Source organism: Novilysobacter longmucuonensis (assembly GCF_046600735.1).
In the GTDB taxonomy this organism is placed as follows: Bacteria; Pseudomonadota; Gammaproteobacteria; order Xanthomonadales; family Xanthomonadaceae; genus Novilysobacter_A; species Novilysobacter_A longmucuonensis.
In genome coordinates this window covers 196,961-211,921 of sequence record NZ_JBJMAW010000004.1, presented here as the reverse complement: position 1 = coordinate 211,921, position 14,961 = coordinate 196,961, and the positions used below count along the sequence as shown (strand labels likewise).

Annotated in this window: 12 protein-coding genes and 3 tRNA genes; 12 read left to right on the top strand and 3 right to left on the bottom strand. The window is 67.6% G+C overall.

Going from position 1 to position 14,961, the window contains the following annotated elements:
• The first annotated feature begins 201 nt into the window (after window positions 1-201).
• The 9 genes from tig to ACJQWM_RS06525 all read left to right on the top strand — a co-directional run bounded on the left by tig (window position 202) and on the right by ACJQWM_RS06525 (window position 9,752).
• Window positions 202-1,503: a trigger factor gene (gene tig, locus ACJQWM_RS06565; protein ID WP_332704548.1), complete on the top strand. Its 1,302-nt coding sequence runs from the start codon at window positions 202-204 to the stop codon at window positions 1,501-1,503.
• Between the two features lie 177 nt (window positions 1,504-1,680).
• Entirely contained in the window at window positions 1,681-2,307 is a 627-nt protein-coding gene (gene clpP, locus ACJQWM_RS06560; protein ID WP_332704546.1) for an ATP-dependent Clp endopeptidase proteolytic subunit ClpP, read from the top strand.
• A 169-nt stretch (window positions 2,308-2,476) separates the two neighbouring features.
• Window positions 2,477-3,769: an ATP-dependent Clp protease ATP-binding subunit ClpX gene (gene clpX / locus ACJQWM_RS06555; protein ID WP_332704544.1), complete on the top strand. Its 1,293-nt coding sequence runs from the start codon at window positions 2,477-2,479 to the stop codon at window positions 3,767-3,769.
• 307 nt (window positions 3,770-4,076) lie between these two features.
• Window positions 4,077-6,512: an endopeptidase La gene (lon, locus tag ACJQWM_RS06550; RefSeq protein WP_332704542.1), complete on the top strand. Its 2,436-nt coding sequence runs from the start codon at window positions 4,077-4,079 to the stop codon at window positions 6,510-6,512.
• Between the two features lie 218 nt (window positions 6,513-6,730).
• Complete coding sequence (hbs, locus tag ACJQWM_RS06545; protein ID WP_332704540.1) at window positions 6,731-7,003, top strand: non-specific DNA-binding protein Hbs; 273 nt, start codon at window positions 6,731-6,733, stop codon at window positions 7,001-7,003.
• 67 nt (window positions 7,004-7,070) lie between these two features.
• A tRNA-Val gene (locus ACJQWM_RS06540) sits at window positions 7,071-7,145 on the top strand.
• 111 nt (window positions 7,146-7,256) lie between these two features.
• A tRNA-Asp gene (locus tag ACJQWM_RS06535) sits at window positions 7,257-7,333 on the top strand.
• Window positions 7,334-7,427: 94 nt separating this feature from the next.
• Window positions 7,428-7,504, top strand: a tRNA-Asp gene (locus ACJQWM_RS06530).
• A 256-nt stretch (window positions 7,505-7,760) separates the two neighbouring features.
• Window positions 7,761-9,752, top strand: a complete 1,992-nt coding sequence (locus ACJQWM_RS06525; protein ID WP_332704538.1) for a peptidyl-prolyl cis-trans isomerase — start codon at window positions 7,761-7,763, stop codon at window positions 9,750-9,752.
• 220 nt (window positions 9,753-9,972) lie between these two features.
• Here ACJQWM_RS06525 and ACJQWM_RS06520 read toward each other — a convergent pair whose 3' ends face one another.
• The 3 genes from ACJQWM_RS06520 to gloB all read right to left on the bottom strand — a co-directional run bounded on the left by ACJQWM_RS06520 (window position 9,973) and on the right by gloB (window position 12,800).
• Window positions 9,973-10,764, bottom strand: a complete 792-nt coding sequence (locus tag ACJQWM_RS06520) for an enoyl-ACP reductase FabI (protein ID WP_332704536.1) — start codon at window positions 10,762-10,764, stop codon at window positions 9,973-9,975.
• A 90-nt stretch (window positions 10,765-10,854) separates the two neighbouring features.
• Window positions 10,855-12,024 (bottom strand): lytic transglycosylase domain-containing protein, encoded by a 1,170-nt coding sequence (locus ACJQWM_RS06515; protein ID WP_332704534.1) that lies wholly within the window; start codon window positions 12,022-12,024, stop codon window positions 10,855-10,857.
• Window positions 12,021-12,800, bottom strand: a complete 780-nt coding sequence (gene gloB, locus ACJQWM_RS06510; RefSeq protein ID WP_332704532.1) for a hydroxyacylglutathione hydrolase — start codon at window positions 12,798-12,800, stop codon at window positions 12,021-12,023. The genes ACJQWM_RS06515 and gloB overlap by 4 nt, the downstream gene beginning before the upstream one ends.
• A 123-nt stretch (window positions 12,801-12,923) precedes the next feature.
• Between gloB and ACJQWM_RS06505 the strand changes: the two genes are divergently transcribed.
• The 3 genes from ACJQWM_RS06505 (at window position 12,924) to dnaQ (ending at window position 14,952) form a co-directional block, all read left to right on the top strand.
• A complete protein-coding gene (locus ACJQWM_RS06505; RefSeq protein ID WP_332704530.1) occupies window positions 12,924-13,586 on the top strand; it encodes a methyltransferase domain-containing protein in 663 nt (220 codons plus the stop codon).
• A gap of 62 nt (window positions 13,587-13,648) precedes the next feature.
• Window positions 13,649-14,101: a ribonuclease HI gene (gene rnhA / locus ACJQWM_RS06500; RefSeq protein ID WP_332704562.1), complete on the top strand. Its 453-nt coding sequence runs from the start codon at window positions 13,649-13,651 to the stop codon at window positions 14,099-14,101.
• A gap of 122 nt (window positions 14,102-14,223) precedes the next feature.
• Window positions 14,224-14,952: a DNA polymerase III subunit epsilon gene (gene dnaQ, locus ACJQWM_RS06495; RefSeq protein WP_332704528.1), complete on the top strand. Its 729-nt coding sequence runs from the start codon at window positions 14,224-14,226 to the stop codon at window positions 14,950-14,952.
• The last annotated feature ends 9 nt before the right edge of the window (window positions 14,953-14,961 follow it).

Sequence of the window (14,961 nt, the reverse complement as noted above, 5' to 3'; positions counted from 1 at the left end):
TCCCGTCGAGGTTGACTTTTCTCTTCGGGCAAGCACGCACGCACGGCCGGGCAGCGCACAACTGGCGGCGCCGGCAGGAATCGGCCAAACTAGTACGTTCCGCCGCGGCGGTCGCAGGTTTGTCCGACCGGTCGGCCAGATCATCAACACCAGATCATCAACATCGTGCCGCGGCCGCTCGCCGCGGTGGCAGGAGTGGATATGCAAGTTTCGGTCGAATCGCTCGGTAACCTCGAACGCCGTATGACCTTCAGCCTTCCGGCCGAGCGCCTGGAGATCCAGGTCGGCGGCCGCCTGCGCGAGATCGCGCGCGGCGCCAAGATCAAGGGGTTCCGTCCCGGCAAGGTGCCGACCAAGGTCATTGAGCAGCGCTACGGCCAGCAGGTCCGCGCCGAGATCCTCGATGGCATGCTGCGCGAGGAGTTCCGCAGCGCGGTGCGGCAGGAGTCGCTGCAGATCGCCGGCAACCCGCGGATCGAGCCGGCCGCCGAGGCTGCCGAAGCGCTGGCCTATGTCGCCACCTTCGAGGTGGTGCCGGACTTCGGCGAGATCGACGTGGCCAAGCTCACCGTGGTCCGCCACACCGCGGAAGTCAGCGACAGCGACATCGACGCGATGATCGAGAACCTCCGGATGCAGCGCCGCACCTGGAACCCGGTCGATCGTGCCGCGCAGGAAGGCGACGCGGTCGAGATCGAAACCTGGTCCCAGGCCGGCGACGAGCGCATTCCGGCCGAGGGCGTGGAGCGCGGTGCATCGGTGCTCGGTTCGGGCGGCATGTTGCCGGCGATCGAAAGCCTCATGGCTGGCCTCAAGGCCGGCGAGGAGAAGGAGGCGGAGGTCGAGTTCCCGGCCGACTGGCGCGTGCAGCAGTTCGCCGGCCGCAAGGTCCAGGTGCACCTAAAGGCGACCAAGGTCTCCGAGCCGGTGCTGCCGGAGGTCGATGCCGATTTCATCAAGAGCTTCGGCATCAAGAGCGGTGACGCCGAGCAGTTCCGCGCCGACATCCGCACCAACCTGGAGCGCGAACTCAAGGGCGCGCTGATGACCCGGCTGCGCCGTGAAGTCGGCGAGCAGCTGATTGCCGCGTACGAGCAGGTCGAGATGCCGCCGAAGCTGGTCGAGAACGAGGCCGGCGACATGGCCCGCCAGGCCGTCGAGCAGGCGCGCCGCCAGGGCCGCCAGATCGGCGAGCTGCCGGCTGATGCCCACCAGTCGTTCATCGAGCCGGCTCGTAAACGGGTACTCGTCGGCCTGCTGGTCGGTGAGGTAGCGCGCCGCAACGAGCTCAAGCTCGAGCCGGCGCGCGTCACCGAGACCCTCAAGCTGATCGCCTCGACCTACGAAGAGCCGCAGCAGGTGATCGAGCTCTACCGCAACGACGCCCAGCTGATGTCCGGCCTGCAGAACCGGGTGATGGAGGAGCAGGTGATCGACTGGATCGCCGAACGCGCCCAGCACACCGAGCAGCCGATGTCGTTCAGCGAGGCGATCCGGCAGTAGAGCCCAGATGGTCCGCAAAGAGCGCAAAGGTCGCAAAAAACAGCAAGGCAATCTCGTAGTTCTTTTGCGTCCCTTGCGTCTTTCGCGGACGGGTTTGCTCTGCAGCTCTTGCGACACCGTCCGATCGGCCCCAAGTCGATCGCATTGCAAACCACGTCAGCCACAGGTGCCGCACTGATGGACAACCGAACCCAAGCCCTGAACCTCGTGCCGATGGTGGTCGAACAGACCAGCCGCGGCGAGCGCGCGTACGACATCTATTCGCGCCTGCTCAAGGAGCGGGTGATCTTCATGGTCGGCGGCATCGACGACCACATGGCGAACGTCATCGTCGCGCAGATGCTGTTCCTGGAGGCCGACAACCCCGAGAAGGACATCAGCCTGTACATCAATTCGCCCGGCGGCGTGGTCACCGCGGGCATGGCGGTGTACGACACCATGCAGTACATCAAGCCGGACGTGAGCACGATCTGCGTCGGCCAGGCCGCCAGCATGGGCGCGCTGCTGCTGGCTGCCGGGGCCAAGGGCAAGCGCTATGCGCTGCCGAACTCGCGGGTGATGATCCACCAGCCGCTGGGCGGCTTCCAGGGCCAGGCCTCCGACATCGAGATCCACGCCCGCGAGATCCTGTCGCTGAAGCAGAAGCTCAACGAGATCCTGTCCACGCACACCGGCCAGTCGCTGGAGACGATCGCGCGCGACACCGAGCGCGACAACTTCAAGAGCGCCGAAGCCTCGCGTGAATACGGCCTGGTGGACGAGGTGCTCGAGCGTCGCCCGGACGAATCGGTCCAGCCGGGTTGATTCGCATCTTTCTTTGTAACTGTTTGAACATAAAGACATTTAGTTCCAGCGATCGGGTCCGGAGCCGGGCCGGATCGCTGTGCTATTCTCGGGCCGAACTGCAGGCACGGACACTGGAACGCGCCTGCGCAGGGCGGGTTCGCGATACCAGCACCATTTGGGCACAAGCATGAGCGACGACCGACAGGGCCGCAGCACGGGCGACAGCAACAAGATCCTTTATTGCTCGTTCTGCGGGAAAAGCCAGCACGAGGTGCGCAAGCTGATCGCGGGTCCGAGCGTGTTCATCTGTGATGAATGCGTGGAGCTGTGCAACGACATCATCCGCGAGGAGCTCGAGGAAAAGGCGCAGTCGGCCCGCAGCCACCTGCCCAAGCCCAAGGAGATCCTCGAGGTGCTGGACCAGTACGTCATCGGCCAGGCGCGCGCCAAGCGCACGCTGGCGGTCGCGGTGTACAACCACTACAAGCGCATCGAGAGCCGCCAGAAGAACGACGACGTCGAGCTGGCCAAGTCCAACATCCTGCTGGTCGGGCCGACCGGGTCGGGCAAGACCTTGCTGGCCGAGACCCTGGCGCGCATGCTCAACGTGCCGTTCACGATGGCCGACGCGACCACGCTGACCGAAGCGGGCTACGTCGGTGAAGATGTCGAGAACATCATCCAGAAGCTGCTGCAGAAGTGCGACTACGATGTCGACAAGGCGCAGCAGGGCATCGTCTACATCGACGAGATCGACAAGATCTCGCGCAAGTCCGACAACCCCTCGATCACCCGCGACGTGTCCGGCGAGGGCGTGCAGCAGGCGCTGCTGAAGCTGATCGAAGGCACCGTCGCCAGCGTGCCGCCACAGGGTGGGCGCAAGCACCCGCAGCAGGAGTTCCTGCAGGTCGACACCCGCAACATCCTGTTCGTGGTCGGCGGCGCGTTCGCCGGGCTCGACAAGATCATCCAGCAGCGCAGCACCGAAGCCGGCGGGATTGGCTTCGGCGCTAAGGTCAAGAGCAGCGAGCGCAAGCTTGAGGTTGGCAAAATCCTCGCCGGGGTCGAGCCCGAAGACCTGATCAAGTTCGGCCTGATCCCCGAGTTCGTCGGCCGCCTGCCGGTGGTCGCCACGCTGGAGGAGCTGGACGAGGCGGCGATGGTCACCATCCTGACCGAGCCCAAGAACGCGATCACCAAGCAGTTCAAGAAGCTGTTCGACATGGAGGGGGTCGAACTGGAGTTCCGCCACGACGCCCTAGTTGCGATCGCGCGCAAGGCGCTCAAGCGCAAGACCGGCGCGCGCGGGCTGCGGACCATCGTCGAATCGGTTCTGCTGGACACGATGTACGACCTGCCCTCGCTGGAGAACGTCAGCAAGGTGGTGGTCGACGAATCGGTCATCGACCACAAGACCGAGCCGTACCTGATCTATCAGTCGCCGCCGGCCGCCGTGCCCAAGGCAGCCTCGGGCGACTGAACCGGCGCGCGCCGGCCAACAACAGCGGCCGGCTAGTCATGACGCGATGCTGCCGACGCGGCAGTGTCCCCTGTAACGCGCCCCTGAATGCAGCGAGCTGCGGCGAATTGACGCGACTTTGCCACTGCGCAGGGCAAGGTGCTGACTGTCAACGGATCGGCCGCGTGCTGCGGTGCCAGCCGGCCGGGCACACCGCTTGCATCCATCGGCGTGGACCCCCATAACCGAGCCCAGGGCCGCCGCACGCACCTTTCTGACTTTCCGAGACGGGCGCGTTGGTGCCCGGCTCCCGCTTCGGAGCACGACCATGACCGAACACATCGAATCCGACACCTTCGCCCTGCCGGTACTGCCGCTGCGCGACGTTGTCGTCTTTCCGCACATGGTGATTCCGCTGTTCGTCGGTCGCGACAAGTCGATCCGCGCGCTCGACCTGGCGATGGAGTCGGACAAGCGCATCCTGCTGGTCGCGCAGAAATCGGCCGAGACCGACGACCCCCAGGCCCGCGACCTGTACGGCGTCGGCACGCTGGCGCACGTGCTGCAGCTGCTGAAATTACCCGACGGCACCATCAAGGTGCTGGTCGAAGGCGTGGCGCGGGTGGACCTGAGCCATGTCGCCGAACGCGCCGGTGCGCTAGCCGGCCACGCCGAGATCGTCGACCCCGTGCTCGACCGCGATGAGCGCGAACTGGAGGCCATCACCCGCTCGCTGATGGGCTTGTTCGAGCAGTACGTCAAGAGCAACCGCAAGCTGCCGCCGGAGCTGATGCAGACCTTGTCCGGGATCGACGATCCCGGCCGCCTGGCCGACACCATCGCCGCGCACCTGGGCGTGCGTATCGGCGACAAGCAGAAGCTGCTGGAAACGCACGAGCTCGGCACCCGGCTGGAGCAGCTGGTCGGCCTGGTCGATGGCGAGATGGACGTGCAGATGCTGGAGAAGCGCATCCGCGGGCGGGTCAAATCGCAGATGGAGAAGAGCCAGCGCGAGTACTACCTCAACGAGCAGATGAAGGCGATCCAGAAGGAGCTCGGAGACAGCGACGATGCGCCCAACGACATCGAGGAGCTGACCCGCAAGATCGCCGAGGCCGGCATGCCCAAGCCGGTCGAGACCAAGGCGCGCAACGAGCTCAACAAGCTCAAGCAGATGTCGCCGATGTCGGCCGAGGCCGCGGTGGTGCGCAACTACCTGGACTGGGTGCTGGGCGTGCCGTGGAAGAAGCGCAGCAAGATCCGCAAGGACCTGAGGGCCGCGCAGGACGTGCTCGATGCCGACCACTTCGGCCTTGAGAAGGTCAAGGAACGCATTCTCGAGTACCTGGCCGTGCATACCCGGGTCAAGAACATGAAAGGCGCGATCCTGTGCCTGGTCGGCCCGCCGGGCGTAGGCAAGACCTCGCTGGGCCAGTCGATCGCCAAGGCGACCAACCGCAAGTTCGTGCGCATGAGCCTGGGCGGGGTGCGCGACGAGGCCGAGATCCGCGGCCACCGCCGCACCTACGTCGGCTCGATGCCGGGCCGGGTGGTGCAGAACCTCAACAAGGTCGGCACCCGCAACCCGCTGTTCATGCTCGACGAGATCGACAAGATGTCGATGGATTTCCGCGGCGACCCGTCCTCGGCGATGCTCGAGGTGCTCGACCCGGAGCAGAACGACTCGTTCAACGACCACTACCTCGAGGTCGACCTGGACCTGTCGGAGGTGATGTTCGTGGCGACCGCGAACTCGCTCAATATCCCGGGCCCGCTGCTGGACCGCATGGAAGTGATCCGCATCCCCGGTTACACCGAGGAGGAGAAGCTCAACATCGCCATGCGCTACCTGCTGCCCAAGCAGATCAAGGCCAACGGGCTCAAGCCCGACGAGATCAAGATCGCCGAGGGCGCGGTGCGCGACATCGTGCGCTATTACACGCGCGAATCGGGCGTGCGCAACCTGGAGCGCGAGATCTCCAAGATCTGCCGCAAGGTGGTCAAGGAAGTCGCACTGGCCGGGCCGCCGAAGAAGGGCGCGGCAAAGAAGGGCGCGCTCAGCATCAACTCCAAGAACCTCGACAAGTACCTGGGCGTGCGCCGCTTCGACTTCGGCCGCGCCGAGGAAGAGAACGAGATCGGGCTGGTCACCGGCCTGGCCTGGACCGAGGTCGGTGGCGACCTGCTGCAGGTCGAGACCACCCTGGTGCCTGGCAAGGGGCAACTGCTGTTGACCGGCCAACTCGGCGAGGTGATGAAGGAGTCGGCATCGGCCGCGCTGTCGGTGGTGCGCGCGCGCACCGAGCGGCTCGGTATCGATCTGGAATTCCTGCACAAGCACGACGTGCATGTGCACGTGCCCGAAGGCGCGACGCCTAAGGACGGGCCGAGCGCAGGCATCGCGATGGCCACCGCGCTGGTGTCGATGTTGACCAAGAACCCGGTCAAGGCCGAGGTGGCGATGACCGGCGAGATCACCCTGCGCGGCCGCGTGCTGCCGATCGGCGGGCTCAAAGAAAAGCTGCTGGCGGCACTGCGCGGCGGCATCCGCACGGTGATCATTCCGGAGGAAAACGCGAAGGATCTGGTCGACCTGCCCAAGGCGGTGACCGACGGGCTGAAGATTGTGACCGCCAAGTGGATCGACGAAGTGCTCGACATCGCGCTCGAACGGCCGCTGTCGCCCGCGCCGGTTTCGGGGCAGGCCGAGGTACCGGTGCGTCGCGGCAAGACGCCGGCGGCGCAGGCAGGTGTCAAGCATTGAGCGACGGCACGTGTCCAAATCTGCCCTGATTCGCTGAAACCCGCGTCATTGCTGGCTTTCAGGCTTGCGCCCCCAAAATCCCGCTGGTATAACGAGGGCAACCGCACTACGGCTGCAGCAAGCAGGTGGTGCGGTCAATCGATCGGCGGGTCGTCCCGTGCGCGGGGCCCGGCGATTCTCAGAACATTGCGGCACTGCCGCACAGGGAGTCCATACGAATGAATAAGGCTGATTTTGTTGGTGCCGTCGCCGACGCCGCCGAGCTGTCCAAGACCGATGCCGCCAATGCCGTCGACGCGATGGTCGGTGTCATCACCAAGGCGCTGAAGAAGGGCGACACCGTGACCCTCGTCGGCTTCGGCACCTTCCAGGTGCGCAAGCGCGCCGCGCGCCAAGGTCGCAACCCCAAGACCGGTGAAGCCATCAAGATCAAGGCCTCGAAGAATCCGGCGTTCAAGGCTGGTAAGGCGCTCAAGGATGCCGTAAACTAAGCAGCTCGGCCGGCGACGCGAATGCGTCGGCGGCGGCTCGCAAAAGCGACATGCTTTGTAGAAGCGAGGGTGCTTAGCTCAGCGGTAGAGCGTCTCCTTTACACGGAGAGGGTCGGGGGTTCGAAACCCTCAGCACCCACCACCAGCACCTCGCCGCTACACCCGTCGGCATCGGCGGGTTGCTCGTTCAGGATGTTCGGTTCCAAGATGTTTGTTCCAACGTGTCAGTTTGCAACGTGTTCGTTCTAGACGTGGAGTGGTAGTTCAGTTGGTTAGAATGCTGGCCTGTCACGCCGGAGGTCGCGGGTTCGAGTCCCGTCCACTCCGCCAGTAACACCAGGGGCGCCGGGAGCATTTCCGGCGCCTTTGCTTTAAGTGAGAGCAGTGCGGACGCGTCCGCGTTCAATCATTGCCTCGAAATTCTGGAGCGGTAGTTCAGTTGGTTAGAATGCTGGCCTGTCACGCCGGAGGTCGCGGGTTCGAGTCCCGTCCGCTCCGCCAGTTCTGCTTCACGAAAGGCGCCGGTGACGGCGCCTTTTTTTGTCCAGTGCCCTACCGCCACCGCGGGTTGCGGGCCCGGACGCCTGCAAGTGCTCAGGGCCATCTGGCCGGCGCACTGGAGGCACTTCGGAGCCAACGCCTCGCGCGCCCAGAAACGCAGCGCTCGGCCGCGGCCATGTCGCAGCCCCCCGCCGCACGGGCCGAGGGCGTTGAAGCGCGTTAAACTGTGCGGCTTCCGTACCGACGCGATCCGAACATGCTGCTGAAAATCCGCGAAAAGACGACCGGCTTGATTGGCACCGCGATCCTCGTGATCCTGATCGTGCCCTTCGCCCTCTTCGGCCTCGATCAGTACATGGTGCAGGGCACCGACAACTCGGTGGCCCAGGTCGAGGCGCCGCCGGCCTGGTGGACCTCGGCGCCGTCGTGGTGGCCGGTGTCCATGTTCTGGGAGCGCGAAGAGGTGACCGTCACCGAGTACCGCAACCGCCTCGAGCAGGTCCGCCAGGAGCAGCGCGCGCAGCAGGGTGAAGCGTTCGATGCTCGCGGGTTCGAAAGCGCCGACAACAAGCGCCTCATCCTCGAAGGGCTGATCGACCAGAAGGTGCAGGCGCTGGCCGCGCGCAATGGCGAGGTCGCCGTCAGCGATGCGATGGTGCGCGACGCGATCCAGGAGATCCCGGGCTTCCAGGTCGACGGCCGCTTCGATGCCGACCGCTACCAGCTCACCCTGGCCTCGCAGGTGCCGGCGCAGTCGCCGCGCCAGTTCGAGCAGTTCGTGCGCGAGAATCTGCTGCAGACCCTGGCCGGCACCGGCGTGGCCGGCAGCAGTTTCGTCACTGCCTCGGAAATGGACCGCCTGGCGCGGCTGATGGGTGAGACGCGCGATGTCAGTGCGCTGATGCTGCCGGAGCCCGATGTCGCTGACGCGGCGGTCGGCGGCGCCGAGATCCAGGCCTGGTACGACAGCCACACCGAGGACTACCGCGCCCCCGAGTCGGTGACGCTGGAGTATGTCGAACTCGACGCCAGTGCGATGCCGGCGCCGCCGGCGGCCGACGAGGCCGTGCTGCGTGAGCGCTTCGAGCAGCGCCAGGCGCGGTCGGCCGCGCAGGAAGAGCGCCTGGCCTCGCATATCCTGGTGCAGGTCGAGGACGACGCCGACGCGGCGGCCGAGCAGGCCGCGCAGGCCGAGGCCGCGCAGCTCGCCGAGCAGGCGCGGTCGCCCGATGCGGATTTCGCGGCACTGGCGCAGGCCAGCAGCGACGACCCCGGCTCCAGCGCCGGTGGCGGCAATCTCGGCTGGATCAGTTCGGGAATGATGGAGGGCGCGTTCGAAGACGCGCTGTTCGCGATGGAAGCCGGTCAGATCAGCGATCCGGTCCGGACCGACTTCGGCTGGCACGTCATCCAGTTGCGCGAGATCAACGCCGGCACGCAGGAGAGTTTCGAGGACGCGCGTGAAGCACTGGCGATCGAGCAGGCGCAGGAGGATCGCGAGCGCGCCTTCAACGAATATTCCGGTGAATTGGTCGACCTGATCTACCGCAATCCGTCCTCGCTGGCACCGGCCGCGCGCGAGATGAACCTGCCGGTGCAGACGGTGGGGCCGATCTACCGCGACGCTCCGGCGGGCGCGGGAGACGGCATCGCAGCCACGCCGGCTGTCAGGCGCGCGGCGTTTTCCGACACGCTGATCCAGGACGGTACGGCCAGCGACCTGATCGAGATCGAACCCGGCCGGAGCGTCGTCATCCGCGTGGTGGAACACACCCCCGAGCGCACGCAGCCGTTGCCCCAGGTCCGCGAGCAGGTGATTGCCGCGATCCGGGCCGAGCGCGCGCGCGAGGCCGTTATCGCCGAGGCCGATGCACTGCTGGTGCGGCTGCGCGAGGGCGAGACGCTGGAGGCGATCGCCACCGCCGAGGAACTGCCGCCGCCGCAGTCGGTGCCGAACCTGCCGCGCGGCGCGCCGCTGCCGGAGCCGTCGGTGACCGAGGCGATTTTCGCCGCCGCCACGCCAGCCGAGGGCGAGGTCACCCCGGGCAAGGCGGCGCTGTCGGACGGCCGCATCGTGCTGTTCACGGTCAGCGCCGTGACCCCGGGTGATGCCAGCACGATCGATGATCAGCAGCGCGAAATGCTGCAGCAGCAGATTGGTCAAGTCGCGGGCATGGACGACATGCGCGCGCTGGTCAGCGCGTTGCGCCAGCGCATGGAAATTACCGTCAATGAGGCCAATCTTTGATTCGGCAAGTCGGCCGCTGCGCGGCCTGTGAGTCGCGCCTTCGGCGCTGTAAACGGTAAGCAAGAGCGCGAAGGAGCACCGTAGGCTGGGCTGACAAGCCCAGCTTCTTGGCGACTTGAGCGGTCTTGCCGGAGTGCTGGGCTTGTCGGCCCAGCCTCCGAAGCTCACTGGCCGCGCAGCGGCCGACTTACTGCGCAGCAACATCGGCCGACTTACGGCCTCACTCCTCGCCGATCCCGGTCATCCCGAGGATGTTGTAGCCGGCATCGACATAGGTCACCTCGCCGGTCACGCCGCTGGCCAGGTCCGAGCACAGGAACGCGGCGACATTGCCGACGTCATCGATGGTCACCGTGCGGCGCAGCGGGGCGTTCTCCTCGACGTGGCCGAGGATCTTGCGGAAACCGGCGATGCCGGCCGCGGCCAGAGTCTTGATCGGGCCGGCCGAGATCGCGTTGACACGGGTGCCTTCCGGGCCGAGGTTGTAGGCCAGGTATCGGACCGTCGCCTCCAGGCTGGCCTTGGCCACGCCCATGACGTTGTAGCCGGCGAGCGCGCGCTCGGCGCCGAGATAGGTCAGGGTCAGGATCGAACCGTTGCGCGCGGCCATCATCGGGCGCGCGGCCTTGGCCATCGCGGCCAGTGAGTAGGCCGAGACGTCGTGGGCGATCGCGAAGTTCTCGCGTGTCAGGCCGTCGAGGAACTGCCCGGCGATGGCCTCGCGCGGGGCGAAGGCGATCGCATGCACCAGGATGTCGAAGCCGTCCCAGTGCTGGCCCAGTTGCTCGAAGCAGCGGGCGATCTGGGTGTCATCGCTCACGTCCAGCGGCAGCACGATCTTGCTGCCGCACTCGGCCGCCGCTTTCTCCACCCGCGATTGCAGCTTCTCGTTCTGATAGGTGAAGGCCAGTTCGGCGCCTTCGCGGTGCATCGCCTCGGCGATGCCGCTGGCGATCGAACGCTGGCTGGCGATGCCGGTGATCAGTGCGCGCTTGCCTTGCAGGAAACCCATGGGGTGCTACCTCGATAGTGAGCGGCGGCCGCGGCGGCCGGGGCAAAGACGCTAGTTTGCCCTGCGCGCCGGGCGGCGGCCAATCACGTCTCACTCCGCGGCGCCGGCCTGGGCATCGATGGTGAGCACCTTGCCCGGCTGCAGCACGCTGCCGACCGCGAGCCCGTTGCGCTGGAGCAGGTCGCCCAGTCGGATTCCGTAGCGCCGCGCGATCGTCCAGGGGTTGTCGCCGCGCACCACGGTGTGTCGACGCGGTGACTCCGGCGGCGCGGGCGCGGCCGCAGTTGAGCCGCTCCGTAGGGACGCCGGAGTGGAGGCGGCAATCAGCGCGGAGTGGGTCGCGGTCAACCCGGTCCCGGCGGCGGCGAGCAGCTGTGCCGGGGCAGCGCCGGTCCGGCGGATCCGGCCCTTGCGGAACGCGGGGTTGAGCCGCTGCAGGCGGCCGGCGTCCTGGCCGGCAAGCTCGGCGAACTGCGCGATCCGGTCGATCTCGAGCGGCACCTCGACCGCCTCCAGCCGCGGCACCGGGCGCTCGAGCGCCTGCAACCACTCCTCGCGTGCCCCGGCCTGCAGCAGCAGGCACGACAGCGCATGGATCTTGCGAACGTACGCGTGGGTGATGCGCGGCAGCCCCGGCAGCTCGGCCGGCCGCGCGTCGCGGGCGAGCTGACCGCCGCGCTTGAGCGCGCCGAAGATGCGGTACTCGCCGGCGTTGTAGGCCATCGCCGCCAGGCGCCAGTCGCCGGCGAACATGCCGTGCAGCGTCTTCAGGTAGCGCACCGCGGCGCGGGTCGAATCGACCGGCGACAGCCGCCCGTCGTAGCCGGCGTCGATCGCGATGCGGTGGTTGCGGGCGGTGCGGGTGATCATCTGCCACATCCCGGCCGGGCCGGAGGGGCTGCGCGCGCCGGGCTGGTAGCCGCTCTCCACGAACGGGATCAGCGCGTATTCGGTCGGCAGGCTGGACGCGCGCAGTTGATCGACCACGTAGCCGAACAGCGGCAACAACTCGTCGCCGGGCTCGGCCAGCCGTGTCGGCACGGTCGCGAAGTGGCTGCGCCAGCGCGTGCTGACGTCGGCACCGCAGTCCCGGTTGGCGAGGCCGTCCTGGAAATTGCGGTAGATCTCGCGGCCGCTGCGGTGGTCGGCGTCCGCGATCGGGGCAGACGCGGCGTCGGTCGCAGGTGCAGGTGCGCTGCCGGCCCACGCCGGTACCGCGGCGGCGAAGCACAGGCACGCGACCGCGAGCAGGCGCCTCATGCGCGAAACCCGTCTTTCCAGCGCCGCAGCTCGGCGAGCGTCTCCACCGCATCGCGCGGTGGCCGCCCCAGCCGCGCATGGACCGCGGCGATAACCGCGGGGCAGTCGGTGCGCAGGAACGGATTGCCTGCGCGTTCCTCGGCGAGGGTGACCGGCAGTGAGGGGCGGCCGGCGCCGCGCAGGGTGCGAACCTCCTCGACACGCTGCCGTAGCGCCTGGTTGTCGGGTTCGACCACGCACGCGAACGCCGCGTTGGACAGCGTGTACTCATGCCCGCAGCAGACCGCGGTGCGGTCGGGCAGAGCCGCCAGCCGCGACAGCGAGCCGTGCATCTGGGCCGGCGTGCCTTCGAACAGGCGGCCGCAGCCCAGGCTGAACAAGGTGTCGCCGCAGAACAGCAGTCCTTCGCCGGAGGCGTCGACCAGATGGAACGCGACGTGGCTGCGGGTATGGCCTGGCACCGCGAGCACGTCCAGCGACCAGGGGCCGATCTGCAGCCGGTCGCCGTCGCGCACGCGCTCGGTGGCCGTGCTGATCCGGTCGTCGACCGGCGCGTAGACCGGCAAATCCGGCCAGCGCTGCAGCAGGGCCGGCGTGCCGCCGATGTGGTCCTCGTGGTGGTGGGTCAACAGCACCGCCACCGGTCGCAGGCCCTGCTCGGCGGCGGTGAACACCGGCGAGGCCTGGCCGGGATCGACGATCAGCGCACCGCCGTCATCGGCCGAGACGGTCCAGATATAGTTGTCGTCGAAGGCGGGCAGGGCCTGCAGATGCATGATGCGACACTCCCAGTGTGGGTCCGCCGGCAGTTGCCGCTGCGGTGGAATCGTTTCGGATCTCCCGCCACGGGCTTCCCACGGCACCGTGACCATGCCCGCGCGCTCCCCTCACCGTCAACAATGAGCATCAACGGACCCGCCCACGTAACCGTCAGCCAGACCGACCCGCTGGACTGGTTCGCCAGCCCGGCTGGATGCGGCCTGCTTGCGGCCGAGCGCAAGGCGATGGACCGCGTGCTGGCCGGCGTGCCGGCATTGCCGTGGGCGTGGATCGGGCCGGGGCCGGCGGCCGGTCCGGACCTGGCCCGGCCGCGCGGGGTGCTGCTGCATCGCCATGGCGACGGTTTCGCCGGAGCCCTGCGCTGCCGCCTGCCGTGGCCGCTGGCGAGCGAGACCTTCGGCGCGGTGTTGCTGCAGCACGTGTTCGACGACGGGCTCGATCCCGCGCCGCTTTTCGGTGAATGTGCCCGCGTGCTCGCACCGGGCGGCACCCTGTGGCTGTCGACGCTCAATCCGTGGAGTCCCTACCGCGGCCGCTGGTGGCGCAGCGGGCTGCGCGCGCGCGGGCCCGGCGCGTGGCAGGCACGACTGCGCCATGCCGGTTTCGCTGCCGCCACCGTCCACGTGCAGTGGCTGGGCCCGCGCTGGCGGATCGACCGGACCGGTGCCGGAGTTGCCGCGGCGGACCTGTCGCGCGCGGCGATGGCGATCACCGTCGGCAAGCGCGTCCATGCCGCGATTCCGCCCTCGCCCCTGCACAAACTGCGGCTGCAGACCGGCTGAGCTGTCGCGCCGCCTGCGCTGGCGGCGATAATGCGGCATTGACGAACGAGCAACCGAGCATCGTGGAAAGGAAAATCGTGGAGATCCATACCGACGGCGCGTGCCTCGGCAATCCCGGCCCCGGCGGCTGGGGCGCGCTGCTGCGCTGCAAGGGCCGTGAGCGCGAGCTGGCCGGAGGCGATCCGGCCACCACCAACAACCGGATGGAGCTGATGGGCGCGATCATGGCGCTGGAAACGCTCAGTGAACCGTGCAGCATCACCCTGCACACCGACTCGCAGTACGTGCGCAAGGGCATCACCGAATGGATGCCCAACTGGGTGCGCCGCAACTGGCGCACCGCCGCCGGCGCGCCGGTCAAGAACCGCGATCTGTGGGAACGGTTGCACCTGGCGACGCAGCGGCACGCGATCGAGTGGAAGTGGGTCAAGGGCCACTCGGGCGACCCCGACAACGAGCGGGTCGACGTGCTGGCGCGCAACGAGGCGGTCAAGTTGCGTGCTGCGCACGTTTGAATGCCGGTAAGGCCGCGGTTGCCGCTGCTCCACTTGCAGACGGCGTAGCCGGCGACTTCCCCCTTGCAGGCCGCGCAGCGGCCGACTCACCGCCGCCCGTCGCGGCCGCTTACACTGCCCGCATGCGCCAAGTCATCCTGGATACCGAAACCACCGGCCTGAGCTGGGAACGCGGCAACCGCGTGGTCGAGATCGGCTGCGTCGAGTTCGTCGAGCGCCGCCCCACCGGCCGTACCTTCCAGCGCTACCTGCGTCCGGACTGCGAATTCGAACCGGGCGCGCAGGAGGTGACCGGGCTGACTCTGGAGTTTCTCGCCGACAAACCGGGCTTTGCCGAGGTCGTCGACGAGTTCCTCGGCTTCATCGAAGGCGCGGAGCTGGTGATCCACAATGCCGCCTTCGACGTCGGCTTCCTCGACAACGAGCTGCGCCTGGCCGGCGCTTCGTACGGCTGCCTGGCCGACCGCTGCAGGATCGAGGATTCACTGCTGCTGGCGCGCCACCGCTATCCCGGCCAGCGCAATTCACTGGACGCATTGTGCAGGCGGCTCGGGGTCGACAACACGCACCGCCAATTGCACGGCGCGCTGCTCGACGCGCAGTTGCTGGCCGAGGTCTACATCGGTCTGACCTCGGGCCAGGACGAGATCGGGTTCGGCAGCGCCGAGGCCGGTGCCGAGGTGGTCGAGGCCGTGCAGTTCCAGCTCGATCCAGGACGCCCGCGGCCGCAGGTGGTGGTCGCACCAGAAGAGCAGCTCGCGCACGAGGCGCGCCTGGCAGCACTGCGCAGGAAAGCCGGCCGCGCGGTCTGGGACATCGCGCCCGATCCGGTTGAACTGGTGCCGGCCTGAGCCATCCGG